We start from the raw sequence: 19829 nt of genomic DNA, 5'->3' as shown, positions 1-19829 counted from the left end.
TTACTTCTTTAAATTCAAATAAAAAATCAAACCGGCTTGTGCCCTGTACCCGCTCCAGTCCACTTTGAAATTCGACGGGGACCCTGCCTTTTCAATCGAATGTTCTTGTTTCACGGCATCCCATTCATACGCGATGCTCAGGTTCAACGCGGCATAACGGCACAAGCCGAACTTGATGCCGAAAGCAGGCTCCACGAAGAAATTCCTGCCGGAAAAAGCATTTTCCTTCCGATATCCGGCTTCCGGATCAGACTCGACGAGCAGGCGGTCCGCCTCGTTCACCTTGTTCAGCACGACACCCGTCGAGAGCCCTACATACGGTTCGAATGTAAAGATACTAATTTCTTCTTTCACCAGACGGAAACGATAAAAAGCTCCGAGTTTATATCCTTTATTACGCAGTTCGTAGTAGCATGAACCGGAATAATCGGCCACGCCTCTTTTCCCCGCCGTATTCATATAGTTGAAAAGAGCGCCTGCCTGATGGCTGCGCCATTCGATCCCGATACGGGTTTCCTCTGTCATATAACCGGGAAAGTTATCCGTGACCTGCGCATTGGTCACAGGAAGTATTGCCGCTTTCAACAGGTCTTTCATATCGGACATCCGGTATGCGCCGTGACCGATGTTATACTCGATTGTCAACGACTGGGCCTGTCCTACCCGCACGAAAGCGAACAGGAGGCAGATTAAGAAAAAGGTCCGTTTCATTTCTCCGGGTTATTTTCAGGGTTAAACGTATCGGGAAATTCCAAGACGACCTTGCCGAGGGAATAAGGGCGGATCGTTTCATCTTTGAAATAAATATAGACCGTGTACGTGCCACCGACACCGTCGTAAGTCTTGTCCACAAAAGAACGTTGATCGAAATCCAGGCTTCTCCGGATATAAGTCATATGATCGTAATTATATTCTATCGTATAATGGTCAAACCCGGCACGAAGCGACTCGTCCACTTCCCAGAATATTTCAGGATAGCCTTCTTCAGTCATCCGGCATTCCAAAAGATGATCGCTCTCGTTGCGTGCTTTCACCTTGACAGGCCAGCCACGCGTTTCCACATAATGTCCGGCTCCCACCTGTCCGGCAACAGTACCATTGTTCGTACTGGCCTGCACTTCACAGGTCAACTCATAGGTCCCATTCGGGATCCGGTCTACATCTATGAAGAAATCACCTCTGGAATCATCGCTCTCCCACTCCATCTTGCCAAGTCGGATCACACATTTCTCCACTTTATATCCCGGAAAAGGATAAACCGTGAAACTTGCCAGACAGGTTTTGTCGACATAATACCCGCCTCCATATTCTTCGGAAAGATTCAAATACACATCCATCAAAACCGAATCGGCCGGATGCCTTTCCATTTCCACAAAATTCTCCCCCAGCCGGTACTCACAGCTTGTAAACAGGAAGAAAACACTCACAAATAGATAAACAACACTTTTTTTCATATACATATAAACTTATCCGAACAATTGCCGGAAAGCCTCTTCCACCTTGCGCACTTGCACGATTTGCATCTTGCACTTGGACGTGTCGAAGCCTTTCAGGTTATTGTGCGGGATGATAATGCGCGAGAAACCTAATTTTTCCGCTTCCAGGATGCGCTGCTCGATGCGGTTCACCGGACGGATCTCGCCCGAAAGCCCCACCTCGCCGCACATGCAGATACCCGGCTCGATCGAAATGTCGAGGCTCGAAGAAAGAACCGCACTGATCACCGCCAGATCGATCGCCGGATCATTCACCTTCAGTCCGCCGGCAATATTCAAAAAGACATCTTTCTGGACCAGCTTGAACCCGGCACGCTTTTCGAGCACCGCGAGCAGCATGTTCATACGCCTCAGGTCGAAACCCGTCGCGCTGCGCTGGGGCGTCCCGTAGACGGCGGAACTTACCAGCGCCTGCGTCTCGATCAGGAAAGGACGGATGCCCTCGATCGCCGCCGCGATCGCCACGCCACTCAATCCCTCATGGTTCTGTGTCAACAGCAGTTCGGAAGGGTTGCTGACTTCGCGGAGGCCGTCCTGGCGCATCTCGTAGATACCCAATTCAGCCGTACTTCCGAAACGGTTCTTGATGCTTCGGAGGATGCGGTACATATAATGTTGGTCGCCTTCGAACTGGAGGACGGTATCGACGATATGTTCAAGCACCTTCGGCCCGGCAATGCTCCCTTCCTTATTGATATGGCCGATCAGGAGGACGGGAGTACCGCTCTCCTTCGCATATTTCAGGATCGCCGCACTGCACTCGCGCACCTGCGAGACGCTTCCGGGGGAAGACTCGACAAGCTCGGTATAAATGGTTTGTATCGAGTCGATGATCAAGAGGTCGGGCTGTACGTTCTTGGTCTGGACAAATATCTGTTCGAGATTGGTCTCGCAGAGGATGAAGCAGTCCGGATTCTCATGCGCGATGCGGTCGGCACGAAGTTTCAACTGACGGCTGCTCTCTTCGCCGGAGACGTAAAGCGTACGAAGCCCTTTCAACCCCAAGACGGTTTGCAGGACAAGAGTAGACTTCCCGATTCCCGGCTCGCCGCCGATCAGGACCAGCGATCCTTTCACCAAGCCGCCACCGAGGACACGGTTCAGCTCCTGGTCGCCGAGGTCGATGCGCGTCTCCTCTTCGGAAGTAATGTCACGAAGCAGGACGGGACGCACAGGGCCTGCCCCGTCAGGACGGATAAATCCCGCTGCGGCACGCTTTCCCGCCGATTCCTTTGCCACGACCTCTTCGACATACGTGTTCCACTCCCCGCACGAAGGACATTTCCCGATCCATTTCGGGGAATCGGCCCCACAGTTGGAGCAGACATATACTGTTTTTGTCTTAGCCATACCTCTCTTTTTATTAATTGTCTCAACACAATGGAGCCGTAAAGCTCTCAAAAGAGCCTTTCGGTGTATGTGTCAACGAATATTTATCACCCGAAAAGATCGAGCGTCAACTGCTTTTTCTCTGCTTCTAACTTTCGTAGATGGCGTTTGCCCTGCGGCGTGATGATTTCCATCTTGTCGAAACGGGTACGGATCACGGTTTCGACCGTATAGCTGATGTTGACCACTTCACCCAGTTCGCTCATCTTCCGTTGGATATCCAGCACACAGTCGATGCACATGCCGCTCTTGAAAACGATCTTTTCATCGAACATGTCTTTCTTGAAGTCTTCATCGCACATGTAAAAGTCGATCGTCTCGCCCCCTTTGTTGTAGATGCCCTTCCAACGGTAACGGGCGTCTTTCAGCACAGGCGAGATGATCTCTATCGTCGCTTTCTGATCCTTGACAGGGGGTAATTCGTCGGAACGGAGGATATAATAGTCGAACTGTTCGCGCTTGACTTCCAACGATCCGGAACGGCTGCGGTTGCCGGCGTTCAGTTCGCGGAGGGTGAACTTCGTCACCTTCGGATAGCCGCGTACGGCTTCGTAAAAATTCGATTTGCATTTGCAGAAACGGGGCGAGGCGCTGAGCAGTCCCACCAATTCACGCGTCACCGTAATGCCGGGCGCTTTCTTTCTCAGGTTACTGCGCAACAAGGCGATTTCGCGCTGCATCTTTTCCTCGTCGGCCGCCGAACGGTCCACTACCGGCTGTCCGCCGACCAAAAGGGACGGACGCGTCCACACTTGCATAAACAGGTTGAGAAGGACGGAGATCAGGCGGCTGTTCTCACCTGCCACCGACCAGATTTCACGGAATCCCTCCTGCTGGGCAAACGACTCGCAGTAAATAGTCATCTTGATGTCCAGCATGTCTGCCAAGGTCCTGAGAAGCGAGAGCACCTCCTTCTCCGAACGGTGTTTGATCAGGGCATCCATGTAGTTGGACTTATCATTGAAGTAGTATCGCAGTTCGAGTTTGTTATCAAACTTTATCATGACTTACTCTGTTTTGGGTTTTCGATCGAAGAACGGGTTCTTGGAGGACGCGCTCACCGGAATCGCCATCACGCATTTGCAGTCGCCCAGCATCCCCAAACGCTGAGCAGCCAGACCGGCGCTGAACATCACGCGCGTGTCCAGGCGCCAATCCGATGCCGTGGCACAGGCCGAACCGATCGCAATGCCCAAGTCCACCGAATTGATCGCGCAGGGAACGGCTTCCGGCTTCTCCACGCAGGTCGGGAACCCGCAGTGCGCACAATTCAAACCCTGCACCTGCTGACGCGTACCGGCAATCATGACGGCTTCGGCCTGAAGGATATTGTCGGCATCGCGTAGAAAGAATTTCAAACCGGTTTCACCGGACAGGACGACAAGCTCCTCGGAAAGACGTTTGATATCTTCGTCCGTCACCATCGCCACTTCTATAATATCGATCCCTTTTCCTTTCGGGGCTGTCCGGGCGGCTGTCATCATCTGACGAACAGCCTGTAACACATGCTCGTGTCGTATTTCTCTTTCGTTCTGTATCATTTTAATATTGGTTTAGCACGAACAAAGATAATAATTACTCGTTTTATAGTTCAAGATTTGTCATCTTTTCTGTAACATCAAACGGATAAACGGGATATTCGTAAATACTGAAACGGGGTTCGGTCACACCTTCGGAATAGTTCCAGATGCTGATATACTCCCGCACGTCCTCGCCCATATCCTGTAGCTGGCGCAGGTAGGCAGCTACGGATTTGCTTTCGGCGATGTAGACCTCTCCCATCCGGTCGATAATCGGGCTGTGGCGGCGTCCGGCGTCGTGGTCGAATTTCAGGATGCGCTTACCCTCGGCCGTCATGCCGACCGTCCGGAACGTCATGCTTTTGCCAATGGCCGGGAGGTTCAACACACTGCGGTCGGTAGCGGCAAAAAGGAGATGGTTCTCTTTCAGGAAACCGGACAGTTTCTTTCCTAAGGGCCGCTCATAGCGGATCAGCCGGTACAATTCCTTCTGCTTCTCTTTGGGAATAAGGCCGAAGACTTTCTCCTCCCGCCGTTCCTGCAAGGAGCGGCTGTTGGGGGTGAACACGGCATAGTTCTCGTGGAAACCCTTGACCGAAAAAGTATAATAGCACACCACTCCCATCGCATTCAACGTCTGCCGAAGCTTTGCCGTATGCCCGCGCCGGGAAGCGGCAACGGTGTAGACCAACTGGTTGGTGATGATCCATCCGGCGGAGAGGATCGCCTCGATCGCCCTCTTCGCTTCCGGCGTGACCTCCAACGGAGATTGGAAATGGGTCTGGACGATAAATTGCGTGACACCGATGCGCGAAGCTTTTTCTTTGAAATCCCTCAAGATACCGACCAGTTCGTCCGTGATCCTCAGAGGCAGGTAGGCAAGCAGGCGCGAACCCAGGCGGACCCGTTGCAGTTCGGCGTACTTCTCTCCTTCGGGCCGGTCCTCGTTGGCTTTCCGTTTCCGTACCGCCATCTTGTAGACGGCATCGAGTATGTTGCGGAGCGTCGCGTTCTGGCTCATCAACGCGTCGCCACCGGTGATCAGGATATCCCTGAGCTGTGCGTCTTCTTCGAAATAGCGCATCAACCGGCGCAGTTTCTTATCCCATGTTTCCTTCGGTTTCAGGGATTCGAAATCAAAATTCAAGCGTTCGCTCTGGAAATCGTACATCCGTTGGCAAGAAGCGCATAGCCCGCCACAGGCACGCCCCATCGAATCGGGGATCAGGATCGCCACCTCCGGATACCGGCGGTGTATGTTGTGCCCTTCCGGCAACAACCACCCGGCGGCATTCGGCTGTCCGGCCACGACAATGTCTTCTTTCTCCCACGCCTTGATCCGGCCGTATGTATCGACCAATTCTTCCGAATAAAGGATATAAGAGCGGATGGCAGCGTCGTCATATCCGCTTGTATTCGTGTTCAGCAGGGAAAGGTAGTAAGGAGTCACAAAGAACGGCATGCCTTTCTTACGGGCACGTGCCAACAGATCCATCGTTCCAGCCGACAGGGAACCGCCAAGGAAATAGTTCAGTTCCGTCGGGCTTTTGAAAGCCATCGCAAGATGGAAACGGCCGGTATTCCACCATTCCTGCACTTTGATGTATTTCTCGGCATAGCTCATCCCTTCCGTAAACTGGAAGCGGGAGGTCGGGGCGTGGCGCCGTTCGATCTTGCGTATCAGCCCGGCAATGATCCGCTCCTTGTTGGAACGGCGGATTGCCATCACCTCCTCGTCCAGTCCGGTCGGCCAACGGTTCATCTGCCGTTTGACAAGCGAACGGTCCGGAACGATCTCCTCCGGCTTCTCCAGCAATTCGAATTGCCGGTACAGGTCGATAAAGAAGTCCGGCGAAACATCTTCCTCCAGCTTCCCGGCCAGGAACTGCCACAGGCAGGTAATCGTCCGTACCGGTATCTCCTCGCCTGTCGAAAGCTCGGAGACCGTCGTGTCGTCATGTTCGATCAACAGAAGAATACGCTTCGCCACGGCATTTCCCATATTGCTCCCGCCAACCGTCCTGTCGATGCGGGAAGAAACGAAAGAGCGCAAGGCTTCTTTAAAAAGCGCTGCGCTCTCACTCTCTTCCGCCATCGTTGCCAGTTGGGGAAAATCTTTTTTAAATGCTTTTGTCAATTGCGGAATGTCGTACGATAGTAATCTTCTTTTAATCATAAGCAAATACTTTTTAGGAAGGATTATTGAATGTTATTTTGAAGTCATTTGTCTACAAATATAACATTTTTCTCCCACCATCAAAAGCGTGCTACTTATAAAACATCTTAAAAGTCTTGCGAATCACAACAAAATGACAAGAGCGGCACCTATTCGCCACCTTTCTGCTACTTCCGCTTCATCTTCACTTCATACAGGTCATGCCGGCGGTCTTTCAAGTTGCGGACACTTCCGTACGTGTGCAATTCGTTCAGCAAATCGAGATCCACATCCGACACCAAGATCATTTCCGTATTCGGGGTCGCCTCCGCCCTTTTCCCGTCTGTCGGGAAAGCAAAATCACACGGGGTGAAGACACCGGACTGCGCATACTGGATATCCATGTTATGGACGCGGGGCAAGTTGCCGACACTACCGGCAATGACGACAAAGCATTCGTTTTCGATCGCACGTGCCTGCGCACAAACACGGACACGCGAATAGGCGTTCTGCGTATCGGTCAGAAAGGGCACAAACAGGATCTGCATCCCCTGGTCCGCCATGATACGCGACAGTTCCGGAAATTCGACATCGTAGCAGATCAGGACACCGATCTTGGCACAGTCCGTTTCGAAAGTCTGCACCATCTTGCCGCCGGAAAGTCCCCAGCTCTTCGCTTCATCGGGCGTGATATGCACTTTCTCGTACGTCTCATAACTGCCGTCGCGGCGACAAAGGAAACCGACGTTGTACAACCCGTCGTCCTTGATCAACGGCATGCTCCCGGTAATGATATTGATGTTGTAGCTGATCGCCAGGTTGATGAAGCGGTTCAGCATCTCGTCCGTATATTTCGCCAGCTCGCGGATCGCCTCCGACTCGCTCATGTGGTTGAACTTGGCCATCAGAGGGGCATTGAAGTATTCGGGGAAAAGGATGAAGTCACTCTTATAGTCAGACACGGCATCCACGAAAAACTCCACCTGCTCGAACACGTCGTCGAGCCCCTTGTAAGGTCGCATCTGCCACTGGACAAGACCGACGCGGACGGTCGTCTTGGTCGAAACGATTTCCGGAGTCGGCTGGTAATAGATATTGTCCCATTGCAGCAGGGTTGCATAATGTTTGGATTCCTCGTCGTTCGGCAAGTAATTCGTCATCACCTTGCGAACGTGGAAATCGTTCGATATCTGGAAAGTCAGTACCGGATCATAAATTTCTCTTTTACGAACCTGATCGATATATTCCTTCGGGCGCATCGTATCCGCATATTTATGATAATTCGGAATACGTCCGCCAAACATAATCGCTTTCAAGTTCAAGCTTTCGCACAATTCCTTCCGGTAATCATACATACGCCGCGCCAAGCGCAACCCCCGATAATCGGGATGGATAAAAACTTCGATGCCATAGAGGATATTGCCTTTCGGGTTATGCGTATTGAAAGTCTCGTTTCCGGTGACGAAAGCGTAGGTATGGTCGTTCTTCACCTTGTCGTAATCAACGATGATAGACAAGGCGCAGCCCACGATCTTATCGTCCACAACCGTAACCACCTGCCCTTCCGGGAAAATGGTGATTAACTTCTTGATTTGCTCACGTGTCCAAAACACATCCGAGCCGTCTGAATAAACTCTTGTAAAAGATTGGGATAATTGTCGGTAGTCCGCCATCTGCAAAGTACGGACCTCTACTTTGTTAATCTTAGGAGTGTGTTCCATTTTTTATTTCATTTTTAAGAACGACGCAAAAGTATAAAAAGTTTCATCCGGATGAAACAAAAATCTCACGATAGCAAAAAACATTGGTCCAATTCGAAACAACTTCCGCATCTAATTCGATTTTCTACCCCATTTAGCGCAAATTAGTAGCAAGGGTAATATTTTTTAATAATCTATTACTTTTATTTAGGGTAAATCCAGATGGCTTTTTCACACAACGTTGATAGCACGCCGTTCTTCCTTACTGCATTTCGTTTGACGACATTGATAATGCCTCTACATCTTCCAGCTTATAGAAAATCTGTCACAGAAAGTCAACTCTTTTCATAAAGAATGGAATTAACCAACTGGGATGATAAGAAATTACCCCAAAAGATAAAAAAGTGAAATAATACCAAGAAAAGTATCTTTCGCGCAGATGATTTGTTATTTTTGTAGGAAAGTTACAAAATAAAAGGATGAATGCATGATTAGAGAACTTAGTATAGAAAATTTCATGTCAATACGAAAAGAACAGGTATTATCTTTCGAGGCTACCAAAGACAAGACCTCTCATGAGTTATTGACCGTCGAAATCAAACCGGGGATGCGGTTAAATCGTATGCTTATACTTTATGGGGCTAATGCTTCCGGGAAGAGTAATATTCTCTATGCCTATGAGACAATATGGAGAATGTTGGTTTCTCCATATACTAATAAGCTGCAGGCCATACCTTTTTATCCGTTTGCTTTGGATAAGGATAAAAATACCCGATTGTCCATGTCTTTTTATATAGGGCGAGTACGATACGACTATTCAGTGGAGTATAATAACCGCTATATCATTTCTGAGAAGATGGAATATGCTCCTAATGGAGTATTATCTTTATTTTATAGTAGGAAGTTTGTCCATGAAGATGTAGTACCGGATATTGAATTTGGTCGTACAGTCGGTTTGCATTTGAAAAGTAAGAAAACAATTGTAGACAATACTTTGAATAACCATACTGTACTGTCTACTTTTGCAAAAGTATCTTTAAATGAAGATGCAAAGATATTCCGTGATACCTATAACTGGATTGTTCGGTATGTGCATGGCATGAAGGGAAATACTCTTTTGGATATTGCCCAGCAGTTGATCGATAATAAAGAGAAGAAAAATTATTTTATATCGGCTATGCGAAAGGCTGATTTTAATATTTCTAATATAAGTATTGACAATGAAGCAAGAATGCAAAGTGGCAAAGATGTGTTTTTTACACATCACACCATAGACGGATCTGATTTTACTTTATCTTCTATTGACCAATCATTGGGGACATTACGCTATTTTCAGTTACAGGAATGTATGTTCAATATGTTGCGTGAAGATCATATATATAGTTTTGATGAAATAGAAAGTAATTTGCATTATGATCTTTTGCTCCATTTTCTGACGACTTTTATGATGAATACAGCCAATTCGCAAATATTGTTCACGACACAAGACCAGCAGTTATTGGATGAAGAATTTATACGTCGGGATATGGTTTGGTTTACTGAGAAATCAAAGGAAGATGCCTCTACTGAACTTTATTGTGCTTCTGAATTTGGATTGCACAAAAATCTATCTCTTTATAAGGCATATAGAACAGGAAAACTTGGTGCAAAACCGGAATTAGGCTCCATTTTTTAAGGAAGTGATATGAAAACGCGGAAAACAAAAACGACAATAGCTGTTATTGGTGAAGGACCGACTGAAAAGTATTATTTGAAATCTTTAGAAGGTGTTATTCATGCACAAGTGAAACCTGTTGTTCCGAACCATGCCACCAGCATGGCTGAATTGGAACGCCGAATAGAACAATGCATCGATGATGGTTATAATATGATATTCTGTCTAATTGATATGGATAATAAGAAAGAAGGGCGTAATCGAGAGAACTATTTAAGGCTAAAAACAAAATATCATCAAAAAACGATCATCAAGAAGCAGCAAGGAACAGAAAGTCTAATACGTTTTTTTGAGAACGATCGCTGTTTGGAAATATGGTTCTTGTATCATTTTAAATATACAACACAACAATTTAATAGCTCTAATGAATTAGCCAAGGAATTGGAGCGTATTTGTAATTATGAAAAGACCGAGGATTTTTTTAGTAGAAAATGCAAAGGATTACATAATTTTTTGCTTGCCAATGGAGGAAATTTTGATATAGCAATTGAAAATTCCGAGAAATCTATATTATCTAAATTAAAGGAAGGACGTGAACATACTTATAGTGAAATGGCAGATTTCTTTTATGAAGTAATAAAGAAATAGTATCTTGTTTTGGAAAAGTTTGACAGATTGCTGTATTCTTTACGGCATCAACATTTTGCTATCAAAGAACATTCTATTGAAGCAAGAACAAAGAAAGGGGAAATTATACGTGCAATAGAAAAGTCGAAACATACACGAATGCACTTTCCTATTTCTGTCCGTCAATTAAAAAACATTTTAACTGTATGCAAAAGAGCAAGCCCTATTTAAGCGGCAGACTATCTTTCGATTAAAGATTATTAATATCGCCTGTAGGACTGTAACCAATAAAAATCTTACCTTTGTTGTCTATATCCGAGAAGGAACAACGTTAAATACATGGTAAGATTTATTCGTTATATAATATTAATAGCTCTGCTGCAATCAGTAGCAGGAACTTTTCTATCATACGCTCAGAATTTCACCTCGGCATCCGGTATAGTCAAGGACTCGATTACCGGTGAACCGCTCCCGTTTGTATCCGTCTATTTTGACGGATCGACTATCGGGGCTATGACAGACGACAATGGAGCATTCACCCTCCAAAACAACCAGGGCTACACCAAACTGGCCGCCGCCTCCTTGGGCTACGATACCAAATTCATCGACCTCAAGCCCGGTAAAAAGAATGACAATCTGGAATTGCTGTTGAAACCGACCGCATTCGAGATTTCGGAAGTCGTGGTCAAACCCAAAAGAGAGAAATATACCCGCAAGGATAATCCGGCTGTGGAGCTTATTAAAAAAGTAATTGCACACAAGAATGACAACCGGATCGAGGCAAAGCCGGAATATCAAACGGAAATATACGAAAAACTAAGCTTGTCGCTGGATAATTTCAATCCGAATCTCGACAAGAACAAATTTCTGAAAAAGTTCAAATTCATCAAAAACTATCTGGACACGTCCGAATTTAACGGCAAACCGATCCTGACCGTTTCCGTGCGCGAAAACCTATCGGACTTCTACTACCGGAAAAGCCCCAAAGCGGAAAAGACAATTGTCAGGGCCAAACGCATGCAGGGGATCGATAAGACGTTGGACGACGGTGGAGGCATAACCTCCAACCTGGAAGAGATATTCAAGAGCATCAATATTTTCGACAACAATATCCCTATTCTATTGAACCGGTTCGTCAGCCCGTTATCATCGACACTGGCGACCACATATTACCATTACTACATCATGGATACGCTCGATGTGGGAGGAGATAAATGTGTGGATCTGGCTTTCGTTCCGGCAAACAGTGAAAGCTACGGGTTTACGGGACGGCTTTATATAACGCTTGACGGTAATTATGCGGTCAAGAAAGTATTGTTGAACACACCCGCGAATATCAACCTGAACTGGGTGGACAAGCTCCGTATCGAACAGGAATTCAAGCAGATGCCGGATAGTACCTGGGTACTCGACCAAGAGAATACCTTTGTCAATTTCTATGTGGTAAAGGGAGCGCAACAACTCTATGCGCACCAGCTCAGGAATTACGACAATTATAATTTCAACGTGCAAAATGCAGACTCCGTTTTCGGCCTCTTAGGGGCGTTGCATGTCTTGCCGGAAGCGACGGTACAGCCGGATACGTTCTGGATGCACAACCGCCCTATTCCACTGAAAGAGAAGGAAGATGCGCTAAAAGATTTATTGGGGCAGTTGCGGAAAGTTCCGGCCTTCAATGCCATTATCAAAACCGCGGAAATCCTGATAACGGGCTATATCCCGACAGCAAACGACAAGAAAGTGACCAAATTCGACTTCGGTCCGATGAATACGACCTTCAGCGCGAACCATCTGGAAGGTTTCCGTATGCGTGTGGGAGGAATGACGACCGCCAACCTCAATCCGTATTGGTTTGCAAGCGGCTATCTGGCTTACGGCACGAACGACCGCAAGATCAAATACAACCTGAAATTGACGCACAGCTTCACCAAAAAAGAATACCACGAAGGTGAAAATCCGGTCAATAACCTGTCGTTTATCCAGGAATATGACGTGTACACCCCAGGCCAGGATTTCCTTTTCACAAGCAAGGATAACATTTTCGTTGCCTGGAAAGTCGGTGAACCGGTGACCAAGATGCAGTACATCCGCAAAAGCGTATTGCAATACGAAAAAGAATGGTTGAACGGCCTGACATGGAAGTCCTGGATGATGAACCAGAACAACGAGGCGGCAGGGACGCTTCAATACATCAAGCGGGACGAATCCGGGAATTTGTACCTTATAAAAGATTTTACGACATCCGAAATCGGGACGCAGCTGCGTTTCGCTCCGGGTGAACGCGCCTACAACGGGCGTTCGGGTAAAGAATCCGTATTCAACCTGTCCAAAGACGCACCCGTATTCAAGCTCTCCCATCAGTTAGGCATCAAAGGCGTGTTAGGCGGTGACTACAATTATAACCATACGGAGATCAGTGCCGAGAAACGTATCTGGCTTTCCTCGTTCGGGCATATCGATGCACAGGTTAAAGCGGGCAAGGTTTGGGACAAAGTGCCTTTCCCCCTGTTGATTTTGCCGAATACGAACCAATCCATCACGATCCAGCCGGAAGCCTTCCACATGATGAACGCGTTGGAGTTTGTGACCGACCAATATGTATCGTTCAATGCTACTTATTATATGAAGGGCTGGATCCTGAACCGCATTCCGGGCATCAAATGGCTGCGTCTGCGTGAAGTTCTTTCCTTTAATATGATTTATGGCGGACTGACGGATAAAAACAATCCGACCTTGACGCCGGGACTTTTCCTGTTACCGGAAGGGACACAGCCGTTGGGCAACACTCCATATATGGAATGCAGCGTCGGTTTGGAAAATATATTCAAGATCCTGCGCATCGATTACTACAGACGCTTAACCTATCTGAATCATCCTGATATCAAAAAGGGAGGCATCCGTATTGCGTTGAGATTCACGTTCTAACATGTGGCTTAATTAAAAATGACAGATCCGAATAGTTCACGTTTACATCATGCCCCTAACCCCTGGGCGCTGACACCTCTGGTTGTTTTTTTATTATCTTACCTTGTAGTGTCCATTATCGCAGGCGATTTCTACAAGATGCCTATTACCGTGGCCTTTGTTATCGCCTCGGTAGTTGCCATCGCCATGTCCAAAGGGGGCAAACTCAGCAACCGGATCGAACAATTCTGCCGGGGAGCGGCCAACGGCAATATTATGCTGATGGTATTGATCTTCATTCTTGCCGGAGCTTTTGCCCAAACAGCCAAAGCGATGGGGGCTGTCGATGCGACCGTGAATCTGGCCATGTCCATCCTGCCGGGCAATTTGTTGGCAGCCGGAATCTTCCTTGCCGCCTGTTTCATTTCCATTTCGGTCGGGACATCGGTCGGGACAATCGTTGCCCTGGCTCCTGTTGCCGTAGGGATCGCCGGCAAAACCGGAATGCCCGATGCGCTCATGTTGGGCGTTGTCGTAAGCGGGGCCATGTTCGGGGACAACCTGTCTTTCATATCGGATACCACTATCGTCGCTACCCGCACGCAAGGTTGTAATATGAATGACAAGTTCAAGGTGAATATTCGAATCGCCCTTCCGATCGCCCTGTTAACCGGCATTATCTATGTGTTGATCGGAAGCGGAGTCGGGAGCGGATATGAAACAGGGCCGATCGAATGGATCAAGGTCCTGCCCTATCTGGTTGTCCTCGTAACAGCTATTTGCGGCGTGAATGTCATGATGGTCCTGATAGTCGGGATTATCCTTTCCGGTATCGTCGGATTGCTGACAGGCGGGTTCGATATCTGGGGATGGAATGCCTCGATGGGGCTGGGTATCACGAATATGGGCGAACTGATCATCGTAACTTTGCTGGCCGGCGGAATGCTGGAAATGATACGGTATAACGGAGGCATCGACTGGATCATCCTGAAACTCACATCCCGCATCCGTTCCTCCAAAGGAGCCGAATTAAGCATTGCCGCATTAATCAGTTTCGCCAATCTCTGTACCGCAAACAATACTATCGCCTTGATCATGGCCGGCCCGATCGCCAAAGACATCGCCGACCGTTTCAAGATAGATCCGCGCCGCAGCGCCAGCCTGTTGGACATTTTTTCCTGCTTCGTACAAGGCATCATACCTTACGGCGCACAATTGTTGATAGCGGCAGGCTTAGGGCACGTCTCTCCCATCGAGATCATGCAGTATCTGTATTATCCTTATTTATTGGGTGCCGGAGCTTTATTAGCCATCGCGTTCAATTATCCTCGCAAATACAGCCGGAACAAGAGATAAGACAACTTGCACTACTCGAATAAGGAGTTTTCAAAATGATATTTATGGGTAATAAAGAAAAAAACGTATATTTGAAGAATAATACCTTTATGAGATGTACGCGACTTTTATGAACTGTCTTTTATCAATTTGTTTGTGTCTGACTCTTTTTTCTTGTTCTGAAAAAACACAAAGAACGGATCGTCTGTTTACGGTCGATATAGAATCCGGCTTCAGCAAAGAGCAAGGAATGAATATATCCGAAGTTGCAGATACAGTGGAATACTTAGAGTTGAAAACACCTGAAGATTTGATAATCAGTCGTATTTGGGATGTCGTCCAGGCAGAAGATTGCTGGCTTGTCCGCTCGATATCGGGAATCAGCAAGTTTACTTTAGATGGGGAATGGATCATGCAGATCGGCAAAAAGGGACAAGGGCCGGGAGAATATATATCGCTTCACGGGTTCGACTATGACCCGATTCATAAAGAGGTCCTTATTGCCGATTGGCATCAGATTTTGTTTTATGACCTGAATGGCAATTATCTGCGCAACATAAAGATTGAGGATGAATTCTTTTACAACATCGCAGTTTCCGACACGGTGTTTTGGACAACAGCTTTGGGTATCCATCAAGAAAAGTATCTGGCACATGCTTTTAATCGCCACAATGACACCTTATCGGTGTACCTGAATCCCAATTATGGGATAAAAATAAAAAACACTGACGGTGTGTATTTCTCCCATTCCCGTTGGGAGAGAGAATTTTATCATTACAATGGCAATCTTTATCTGAAAAACAGAATATCGAACGATACCGTATTTCGTCTGGATGGAGTGAAAAAAACGCCTTATATGGCATTCGACATGGGAAAATACAAATTGCCTTTGGAATATGAGTATTGGTATTCCGCGGAAGACAACGATCGGTATGGGGGTAATTACTGGGGTATTGTATCGGTGGCGGAAGATGACCGTTATGTGTTTTTTCTGGCCAAACGAAGGGGGAAACATGATTTTGATGACGATGACAAGCGTTACCTTGTATATGACAAAACAACGAAAACCGAGTTCACCGTAAAAGGCAATCATGGAAAGATGCTGGAAGATGATCTCTTGGGCGGATCAGCGATCTGGCCCCGTTTCATCACACAGGATTATTATATATGGACGTGTGAGTGGACGGAATTGTCCGAAGACGTGAAAAAGAGACTTTACCCATCGTTGTCTCCGGCACTTGCCAAACAGTTCGAATATTTCAATTACGGGACCAATGAACTGATCATCCTTTGCAGAAAGAAAAAACAATAAAAAATAGAAATCGCATGGAAACAAAAAAAGCAAGAAAGTCGTGTTGGCGTATTTCATTCGGCCTGTTTATCTTTTCATTCGTTACCCTTCTGAATTTGTTTGCTCAAAAAGGCGATACGGAAGGAGATGACAAAGTGTATCTTCGCGTGGATCACATGCCTTATTATCTATACGGAGGATCGGAAGAAAATTACGCTAAAGATGTAGAAGCAATCATGAAATTCATATCCGACAACATCCGATATCCAAAAGATGCGTGGAAGATCGAGAAACAAGGAAAAGTGATTTGCCGGTTCGTGGTTGAAAAAGACGGCCGCTTATCCGATATTCATATTCAAGAAAGAGACAGCCTCTACCCTTCTTTGGACAAGGAGGCGATTCGTGTCATCAGTTCTTTCCCGAAATGGCATCCGGGAACTATTGACAAAAAAGCGGTACGAACCGGTTTCTCCCTTCCCGTTATTTTCCGTATGCGGGGAGCGAAAGTACAGGAGTGATACCCTCTGTCCAAAAACTGTCAGAGTGGCTATCTTCGTGACTAATCCGGATGGACTTATTGTATATTATCGTTTCTTTAACAACGAAACATATTATTTAGGAATAGCCGTCATTTCCGGTTTTTTCTGCAACAGAAAGGATTTTTTGCCATGAGTTGCGCAGTTTTTCACCTTGAAGACGGTCGTCGTTGCCGTGAGATGCCGAGACCATGTACCACGAAGACGGTCGTCACGGCGATAAGAACGGTCGTCATAGGCATGAAGACGGTCTTCGTGGCAAAAAAAGCGGTACATCGCTTTTTGGATATTCAGGCTCATGTCCACCTTTTGTTTGCTACAGACGATTCTCCGGAAGTTTAGCTTTTTCACAATGTTAGCAGTCCTTGCTTTTCAGTAACAAATATTCTTTGTTTCTCAATTTCTTGCCGATCTTATTCTACTAATTGCCAACGAATTTCTATAAAGAAAATAAAAACGTCATACATAAATCATTCAAAATTTCATTCAAATTAGAAAGATGTTGCAATAGGGGATATTGTACTTTTTAACAATTTGGTTCTAAGATTCGGCAAAAGCCACAAAAGTGAAGAACAAACCGAGTACGAAAACAGGAACAAAATCAATATTTTAGGCGAATCTCCGCTTTTCACATTTCACTTAGTTTCATCCATTGCACTTGGTCGCATTTAAAGTGTTTCTATTTGCCATACTATTTTGTATTGTTTCGGACAATCTTTCATGTTTCAGCCTGCTGCTTGTATGGACATTACTCTCTATGACAAATGACAGTCAGGGTATTAGCTACCCCAAAGGCTATCGGGCTGTATAGCGGACAAGCGTGTATCGACCATGCAAATGGCAGATAATAAACTACTGTAAGTGTGTCAAATTGCGTCAGCCAATTCAAAGGTTTATGAGTTGCAAGCAGTGAATAGACACACAGATATAGAAACATCATTCTTTGGGTTGTCGAACGATCCCTATATAACAATACTTTATGCAGGCTACCTTTAATCCATAAAAAAGTTGTCCGAATTATGATTTTGTCATTTAATTTGTTATATTTGCAAATGAATTACAAATTTTGAGAATAAAATGGTACTTGAAATTCGTTTGAGCAACTTCTTCTCAATTAAAGATGAGGTGGTGCTGGATATGCAGGCAGCAAGCATCCAGACTAAAAAGGCAAAGGAACTTGAAGATAATACATTTGTATGCGGTGGTGAGCGGTTGCTTAAAACTGTTGCCATTTATGGTGCAAATGCCTCCGGAAAGAGCAGTATTATCAAGGCTATTCGCGCTTGCGTGGGAATGATATTCTCATCTCACAATTACAACGAGAATACGATATTTGCCTTTACTCCGTTCAAATTCGGGGGTATTGGGAAGCCAAGTACATTCTCCATTCGATTCCTTCTTGACGGTATCGAATATGAATATTCTTTTGAACTCAATAAAGTTGAGATACTGAAAGAGGCACTGTACTATTATCCGAATGGCCGGCGTTCGCTGGTATTTTCTCGTGATGAGACAAAGGGACCCGCCAAAAAGGATATCTATGAATTCCGTTCAGTGATTCGCCGCCCTTTGGATGTTGCTGCCAATACGTCCAAGAAAACGCTTTTCGTATCGCGTGCCAGCCAGATGGATCGTGATGTTGCAAAAGATGTTTTTCGATATTTCAATGAACGTTTTATTCTGAATTATTTCGGATATAATTCGTTCTCTGTCGAGCGCTTGTTGAATGAGAACAAAGAGCAGTTCCTTAATGTGCTGCGAATTGCCGACAGCGACATTGTCAAAATCGACAGCCGGCACGAGAATAAAGTCCTGTCTACTGCAGTGATTGACCCTGCAGACAATCAAATATTGTCAGTAGAAGATATTCAGAAACCACAGCTGGTCATTACGACCTATCACAGGAATAACCCAGATGTTCCTTTCAACTTTTTTGCAGAAGAGTCTGATGGAACACAACGTTTATTCAGTATGATGCTGACAATTCTGGATATCGTAAAGAATAATAAAATATTGTTGATAGATGAAATCGAAACGCAGCTGCATATAAAATTGGTAGAGTATATTATCGGTTTGTTCAATAAAAGCGAATCGGCGCAGCTGATATATACTACGCACAATACATACCTGCTTAATACCAACAAGTTGCGCAAGGATCAGATATATTTTGTCAACAAACGGGATGACGGGTCCTCGGATTTGTATTCGCTGTTTGATTACAAAGATTTCCGCGACGGGCTGGATGCAGAGAAGGCATATCTGCAAGGTCGTTTCGATGCCATCCCGTATATTGACGAACAGACGGATAGTTTTATAAAATAGAAACTGATATGGGACGACAAATAAGAAAATCCAAAGGCAAAACAATGAAGCCAAACTTCTTTGTTTTCTGTGAAGGAGAGTCTGAGGTTGCTTATATCAGTCACCTCCGTTCACAATACCGTGCACCTATTCAGATTATCCCAAGAAAGAGCGATTCAAACATATCCGTTCGGTATATAGAGAATTGCAAGCGGGAATATATTGTAACCGAAAATGATAAAACATTTCTAATGTATGACCTTGATGTGGACAGGATGCTGGAACACCTGCAAAGTATTCCAGATGCAGTATTGCTGGTGTCGAATCCATGTATTGAGTTGTGGTATTTGCTACACTTTGAGGAGTGTCATGCCGAACTAACTCAAAACGCTTGCATCAAGAAACTGAAAAGACATCTTGAACACTATGTAAAGGGAATTTTGGCATTAAATGAGAAACAGCAACTGTCCGAAAAAACATCAGAAGCAACGGCAAGAGCCAAGGTGTTGGAGACATATAATAATCCGTCAACTACCATCTATAAAATGATAGAACTGCTGGAAAGTTTGTAATTTGAGAATCATGGAGAATAGGGGAATAAAATTGTAGGTAGAGGATGGAAATTCTTTCAGAGACAGTGAAAGTAGCCTGACATTCTAAAAAAATAATATGTCAAAAAGAAAAACTTCATGTGATGATAATTTTCATAGAGTGAATTGAAAAAAATCATTTATTCCATTTTACTTTTATTCCTTTGCAAAGTCTTTTATATAGAACGCCCATACGAATGAGTTCATAAAAAGGTTCGTGGAACATGAATGTATAACGAAATAACAATAACTATGTGTACAACGAGAAAATAGAAAACAGGAATACTGTTTATCACGATGATATTGGTTTGCGGAGTCGTAAATGCACAAC

General features: G+C 45.7%; 16 protein-coding genes. 8 read left to right on the top strand and 8 right to left on the bottom strand.

The genetic code is table 11. From position 1 onward, the window contains the following. The 7 genes from RDN79_RS07030 to RDN79_RS07000 form a co-directional block, all read right to left on the bottom strand. The gene (locus RDN79_RS07030; protein ID WP_298548469.1) at positions 1 to 711 is read right to left on the bottom strand and encodes a hypothetical protein; all 711 of its coding nucleotides are present in this window, start codon (positions 709 to 711) and stop codon (positions 1 to 3) included. Then, entirely contained in the window at positions 708 to 1454 is a 747-nt protein-coding gene (locus RDN79_RS07025) for a hypothetical protein (RefSeq protein WP_298548471.1), read from the bottom strand. The genes RDN79_RS07030 and RDN79_RS07025 overlap by 4 nt, the downstream gene beginning before the upstream one ends. Before the next feature lie 12 nt (positions 1455 to 1466). Then, the gene (gene radA / locus RDN79_RS07020; RefSeq protein ID WP_298548474.1) at positions 1467 to 2846 is read right to left on the bottom strand and encodes a DNA repair protein RadA; all 1380 of its coding nucleotides are present in this window, start codon (positions 2844 to 2846) and stop codon (positions 1467 to 1469) included. 86 nt (positions 2847 to 2932) lie between these two features. Continuing rightward, positions 2933 to 3889 carry a hypothetical protein gene (locus RDN79_RS07015; RefSeq protein WP_298548476.1) on the bottom strand — a complete coding sequence of 319 codons (957 nt, stop codon included), beginning with the start codon at positions 3887 to 3889 and terminating at the stop codon, positions 2933 to 2935. A gap of 3 nt (positions 3890 to 3892) precedes the next feature. After that, the gene (locus RDN79_RS07010) at positions 3893 to 4426 is read right to left on the bottom strand and encodes a ferredoxin domain-containing protein (RefSeq protein WP_298548479.1); all 534 of its coding nucleotides are present in this window, start codon (positions 4424 to 4426) and stop codon (positions 3893 to 3895) included. Positions 4427 to 4469: 43 nt separating this feature from the next. After that, positions 4470 to 6581: a KamA family radical SAM protein gene (locus tag RDN79_RS07005; protein WP_298548482.1), complete on the bottom strand. Its 2112-nt coding sequence runs from the start codon at positions 6579 to 6581 to the stop codon at positions 4470 to 4472. A 167-nt stretch (positions 6582 to 6748) separates the two neighbouring features. Further along, positions 6749 to 8281 carry a carbon-nitrogen hydrolase family protein gene (locus RDN79_RS07000; protein WP_298548484.1) on the bottom strand — a complete coding sequence of 511 codons (1533 nt, stop codon included), beginning with the start codon at positions 8279 to 8281 and terminating at the stop codon, positions 6749 to 6751. 466 nt (positions 8282 to 8747) lie between these two features. Here RDN79_RS07000 and RDN79_RS06995 point away from each other — a divergent pair, with 466 nt between their 5' ends. The 6 genes from RDN79_RS06995 (at position 8748) to RDN79_RS06970 (ending at position 16589) form a co-directional block, all read left to right on the top strand. Next, positions 8748 to 9935: an ATP/GTP-binding protein gene (locus RDN79_RS06995; RefSeq protein ID WP_298548487.1), complete on the top strand. Its 1188-nt coding sequence runs from the start codon at positions 8748 to 8750 to the stop codon at positions 9933 to 9935. A gap of 9 nt (positions 9936 to 9944) precedes the next feature. Beyond that, on the top strand, positions 9945 to 10562 hold the full coding sequence (locus RDN79_RS06990) for an RloB family protein (RefSeq protein WP_298548489.1): 618 nt from the start codon (positions 9945 to 9947) through the stop codon (positions 10560 to 10562). Between the two features lie 318 nt (positions 10563 to 10880). Continuing rightward, positions 10881 to 13466, top strand: coding sequence for a DUF5686 and carboxypeptidase-like regulatory domain-containing protein (locus RDN79_RS06985; RefSeq protein ID WP_298548491.1), 2586 nt, complete (start codon positions 10881 to 10883; stop codon positions 13464 to 13466). A gap of 18 nt (positions 13467 to 13484) precedes the next feature. After that, positions 13485 to 14801 carry a Na+/H+ antiporter NhaC family protein gene (locus tag RDN79_RS06980; protein WP_298548492.1) on the top strand — a complete coding sequence of 439 codons (1317 nt, stop codon included), beginning with the start codon at positions 13485 to 13487 and terminating at the stop codon, positions 14799 to 14801. 94 nt (positions 14802 to 14895) lie between these two features. After that, positions 14896 to 16092: a 6-bladed beta-propeller gene (locus RDN79_RS06975; protein ID WP_308573031.1), complete on the top strand. Its 1197-nt coding sequence runs from the start codon at positions 14896 to 14898 to the stop codon at positions 16090 to 16092. 14 nt (positions 16093 to 16106) lie between these two features. Next, positions 16107 to 16589 (top strand): energy transducer TonB, encoded by a 483-nt coding sequence (locus tag RDN79_RS06970; RefSeq protein WP_298548498.1) that lies wholly within the window; start codon positions 16107 to 16109, stop codon positions 16587 to 16589. A gap of 93 nt (positions 16590 to 16682) precedes the next feature. On the opposite strand, the gene RDN79_RS06965 is transcribed toward RDN79_RS06970, so the two are convergent. Then, positions 16683 to 16958, bottom strand: coding sequence for a hypothetical protein (locus tag RDN79_RS06965; protein ID WP_308573027.1), 276 nt, complete (start codon positions 16956 to 16958; stop codon positions 16683 to 16685). A 726-nt stretch (positions 16959 to 17684) separates the two neighbouring features. On the opposite strand from RDN79_RS06965, the gene RDN79_RS06960 reads away from it, so the two are divergent. Beyond that, complete coding sequence (locus RDN79_RS06960) at positions 17685 to 18929, top strand: ATP-binding protein (RefSeq protein ID WP_308573025.1); 1245 nt, start codon at positions 17685 to 17687, stop codon at positions 18927 to 18929. Between the two features lie 8 nt (positions 18930 to 18937). After that, positions 18938 to 19480 carry an RloB family protein gene (locus tag RDN79_RS06955; RefSeq protein ID WP_308573024.1) on the top strand — a complete coding sequence of 181 codons (543 nt, stop codon included), beginning with the start codon at positions 18938 to 18940 and terminating at the stop codon, positions 19478 to 19480. Positions 19481 to 19829 lie beyond the last annotated feature (349 nt).

The sequence above is a fragment of the uncultured Parabacteroides sp. genome, assembly GCF_902493135.1.
Classification (GTDB): domain Bacteria; phylum Bacteroidota; class Bacteroidia; order Bacteroidales; family Tannerellaceae; genus Parabacteroides.
This window is presented reverse-complemented; position numbering and strand designations above follow the sequence as displayed.

Bases quoted from the DNA above. Each gene is read 5' to 3' on its own strand.
- RDN79_RS07005 (WP_298548482.1), bottom strand. From the start codon at position 6,581: ATGATTAAAAGAAGATTACTATCGTACGACATTCCGCAATTGACAAAA.
- RDN79_RS06985 (WP_298548491.1), top strand. From the start codon at position 10,881: ATGGTAAGATTTATTCGTTATATAATATTAATAGCTCTGCTGCAATCA.
- RDN79_RS07015 (WP_298548476.1), bottom strand. From the start codon at position 3,889: ATGATAAAGTTTGATAACAAACTCGAACTGCGATACTACTTCAATGAT.
- RDN79_RS07030 (WP_298548469.1), bottom strand. From the start codon at position 711: ATGAAACGGACCTTTTTCTTAATCTGCCTCCTGTTCGCTTTCGTGCGG.
- RDN79_RS06995 (WP_298548487.1), top strand. From the start codon at position 8,748: ATGATTAGAGAACTTAGTATAGAAAATTTCATGTCAATACGAAAAGAA.
- RDN79_RS07025 (WP_298548471.1), bottom strand. From the start codon at position 1,454: ATGAAAAAAAGTGTTGTTTATCTATTTGTGAGTGTTTTCTTCCTGTTT.
- RDN79_RS07010 (WP_298548479.1), bottom strand. From the start codon at position 4,426: ATGATACAGAACGAAAGAGAAATACGACACGAGCATGTGTTACAGGCT.
- RDN79_RS06990 (WP_298548489.1), top strand. From the start codon at position 9,945: ATGAAAACGCGGAAAACAAAAACGACAATAGCTGTTATTGGTGAAGGA.
- RDN79_RS07000 (WP_298548484.1), bottom strand. From the start codon at position 8,281: ATGGAACACACTCCTAAGATTAACAAAGTAGAGGTCCGTACTTTGCAG.
- RDN79_RS06975 (WP_308573031.1), top strand. From the start codon at position 14,896: ATGTACGCGACTTTTATGAACTGTCTTTTATCAATTTGTTTGTGTCTG.
- RDN79_RS06970 (WP_298548498.1), top strand. From the start codon at position 16,107: ATGGAAACAAAAAAAGCAAGAAAGTCGTGTTGGCGTATTTCATTCGGC.
- RDN79_RS06955 (WP_308573024.1), top strand. From the start codon at position 18,938: ATGGGACGACAAATAAGAAAATCCAAAGGCAAAACAATGAAGCCAAAC.
- radA (WP_298548474.1), bottom strand. From the start codon at position 2,846: ATGGCTAAGACAAAAACAGTATATGTCTGCTCCAACTGTGGGGCCGAT.
- RDN79_RS06960 (WP_308573025.1), top strand. From the start codon at position 17,685: ATGGTACTTGAAATTCGTTTGAGCAACTTCTTCTCAATTAAAGATGAG.
- RDN79_RS06980 (WP_298548492.1), top strand. From the start codon at position 13,485: ATGACAGATCCGAATAGTTCACGTTTACATCATGCCCCTAACCCCTGG.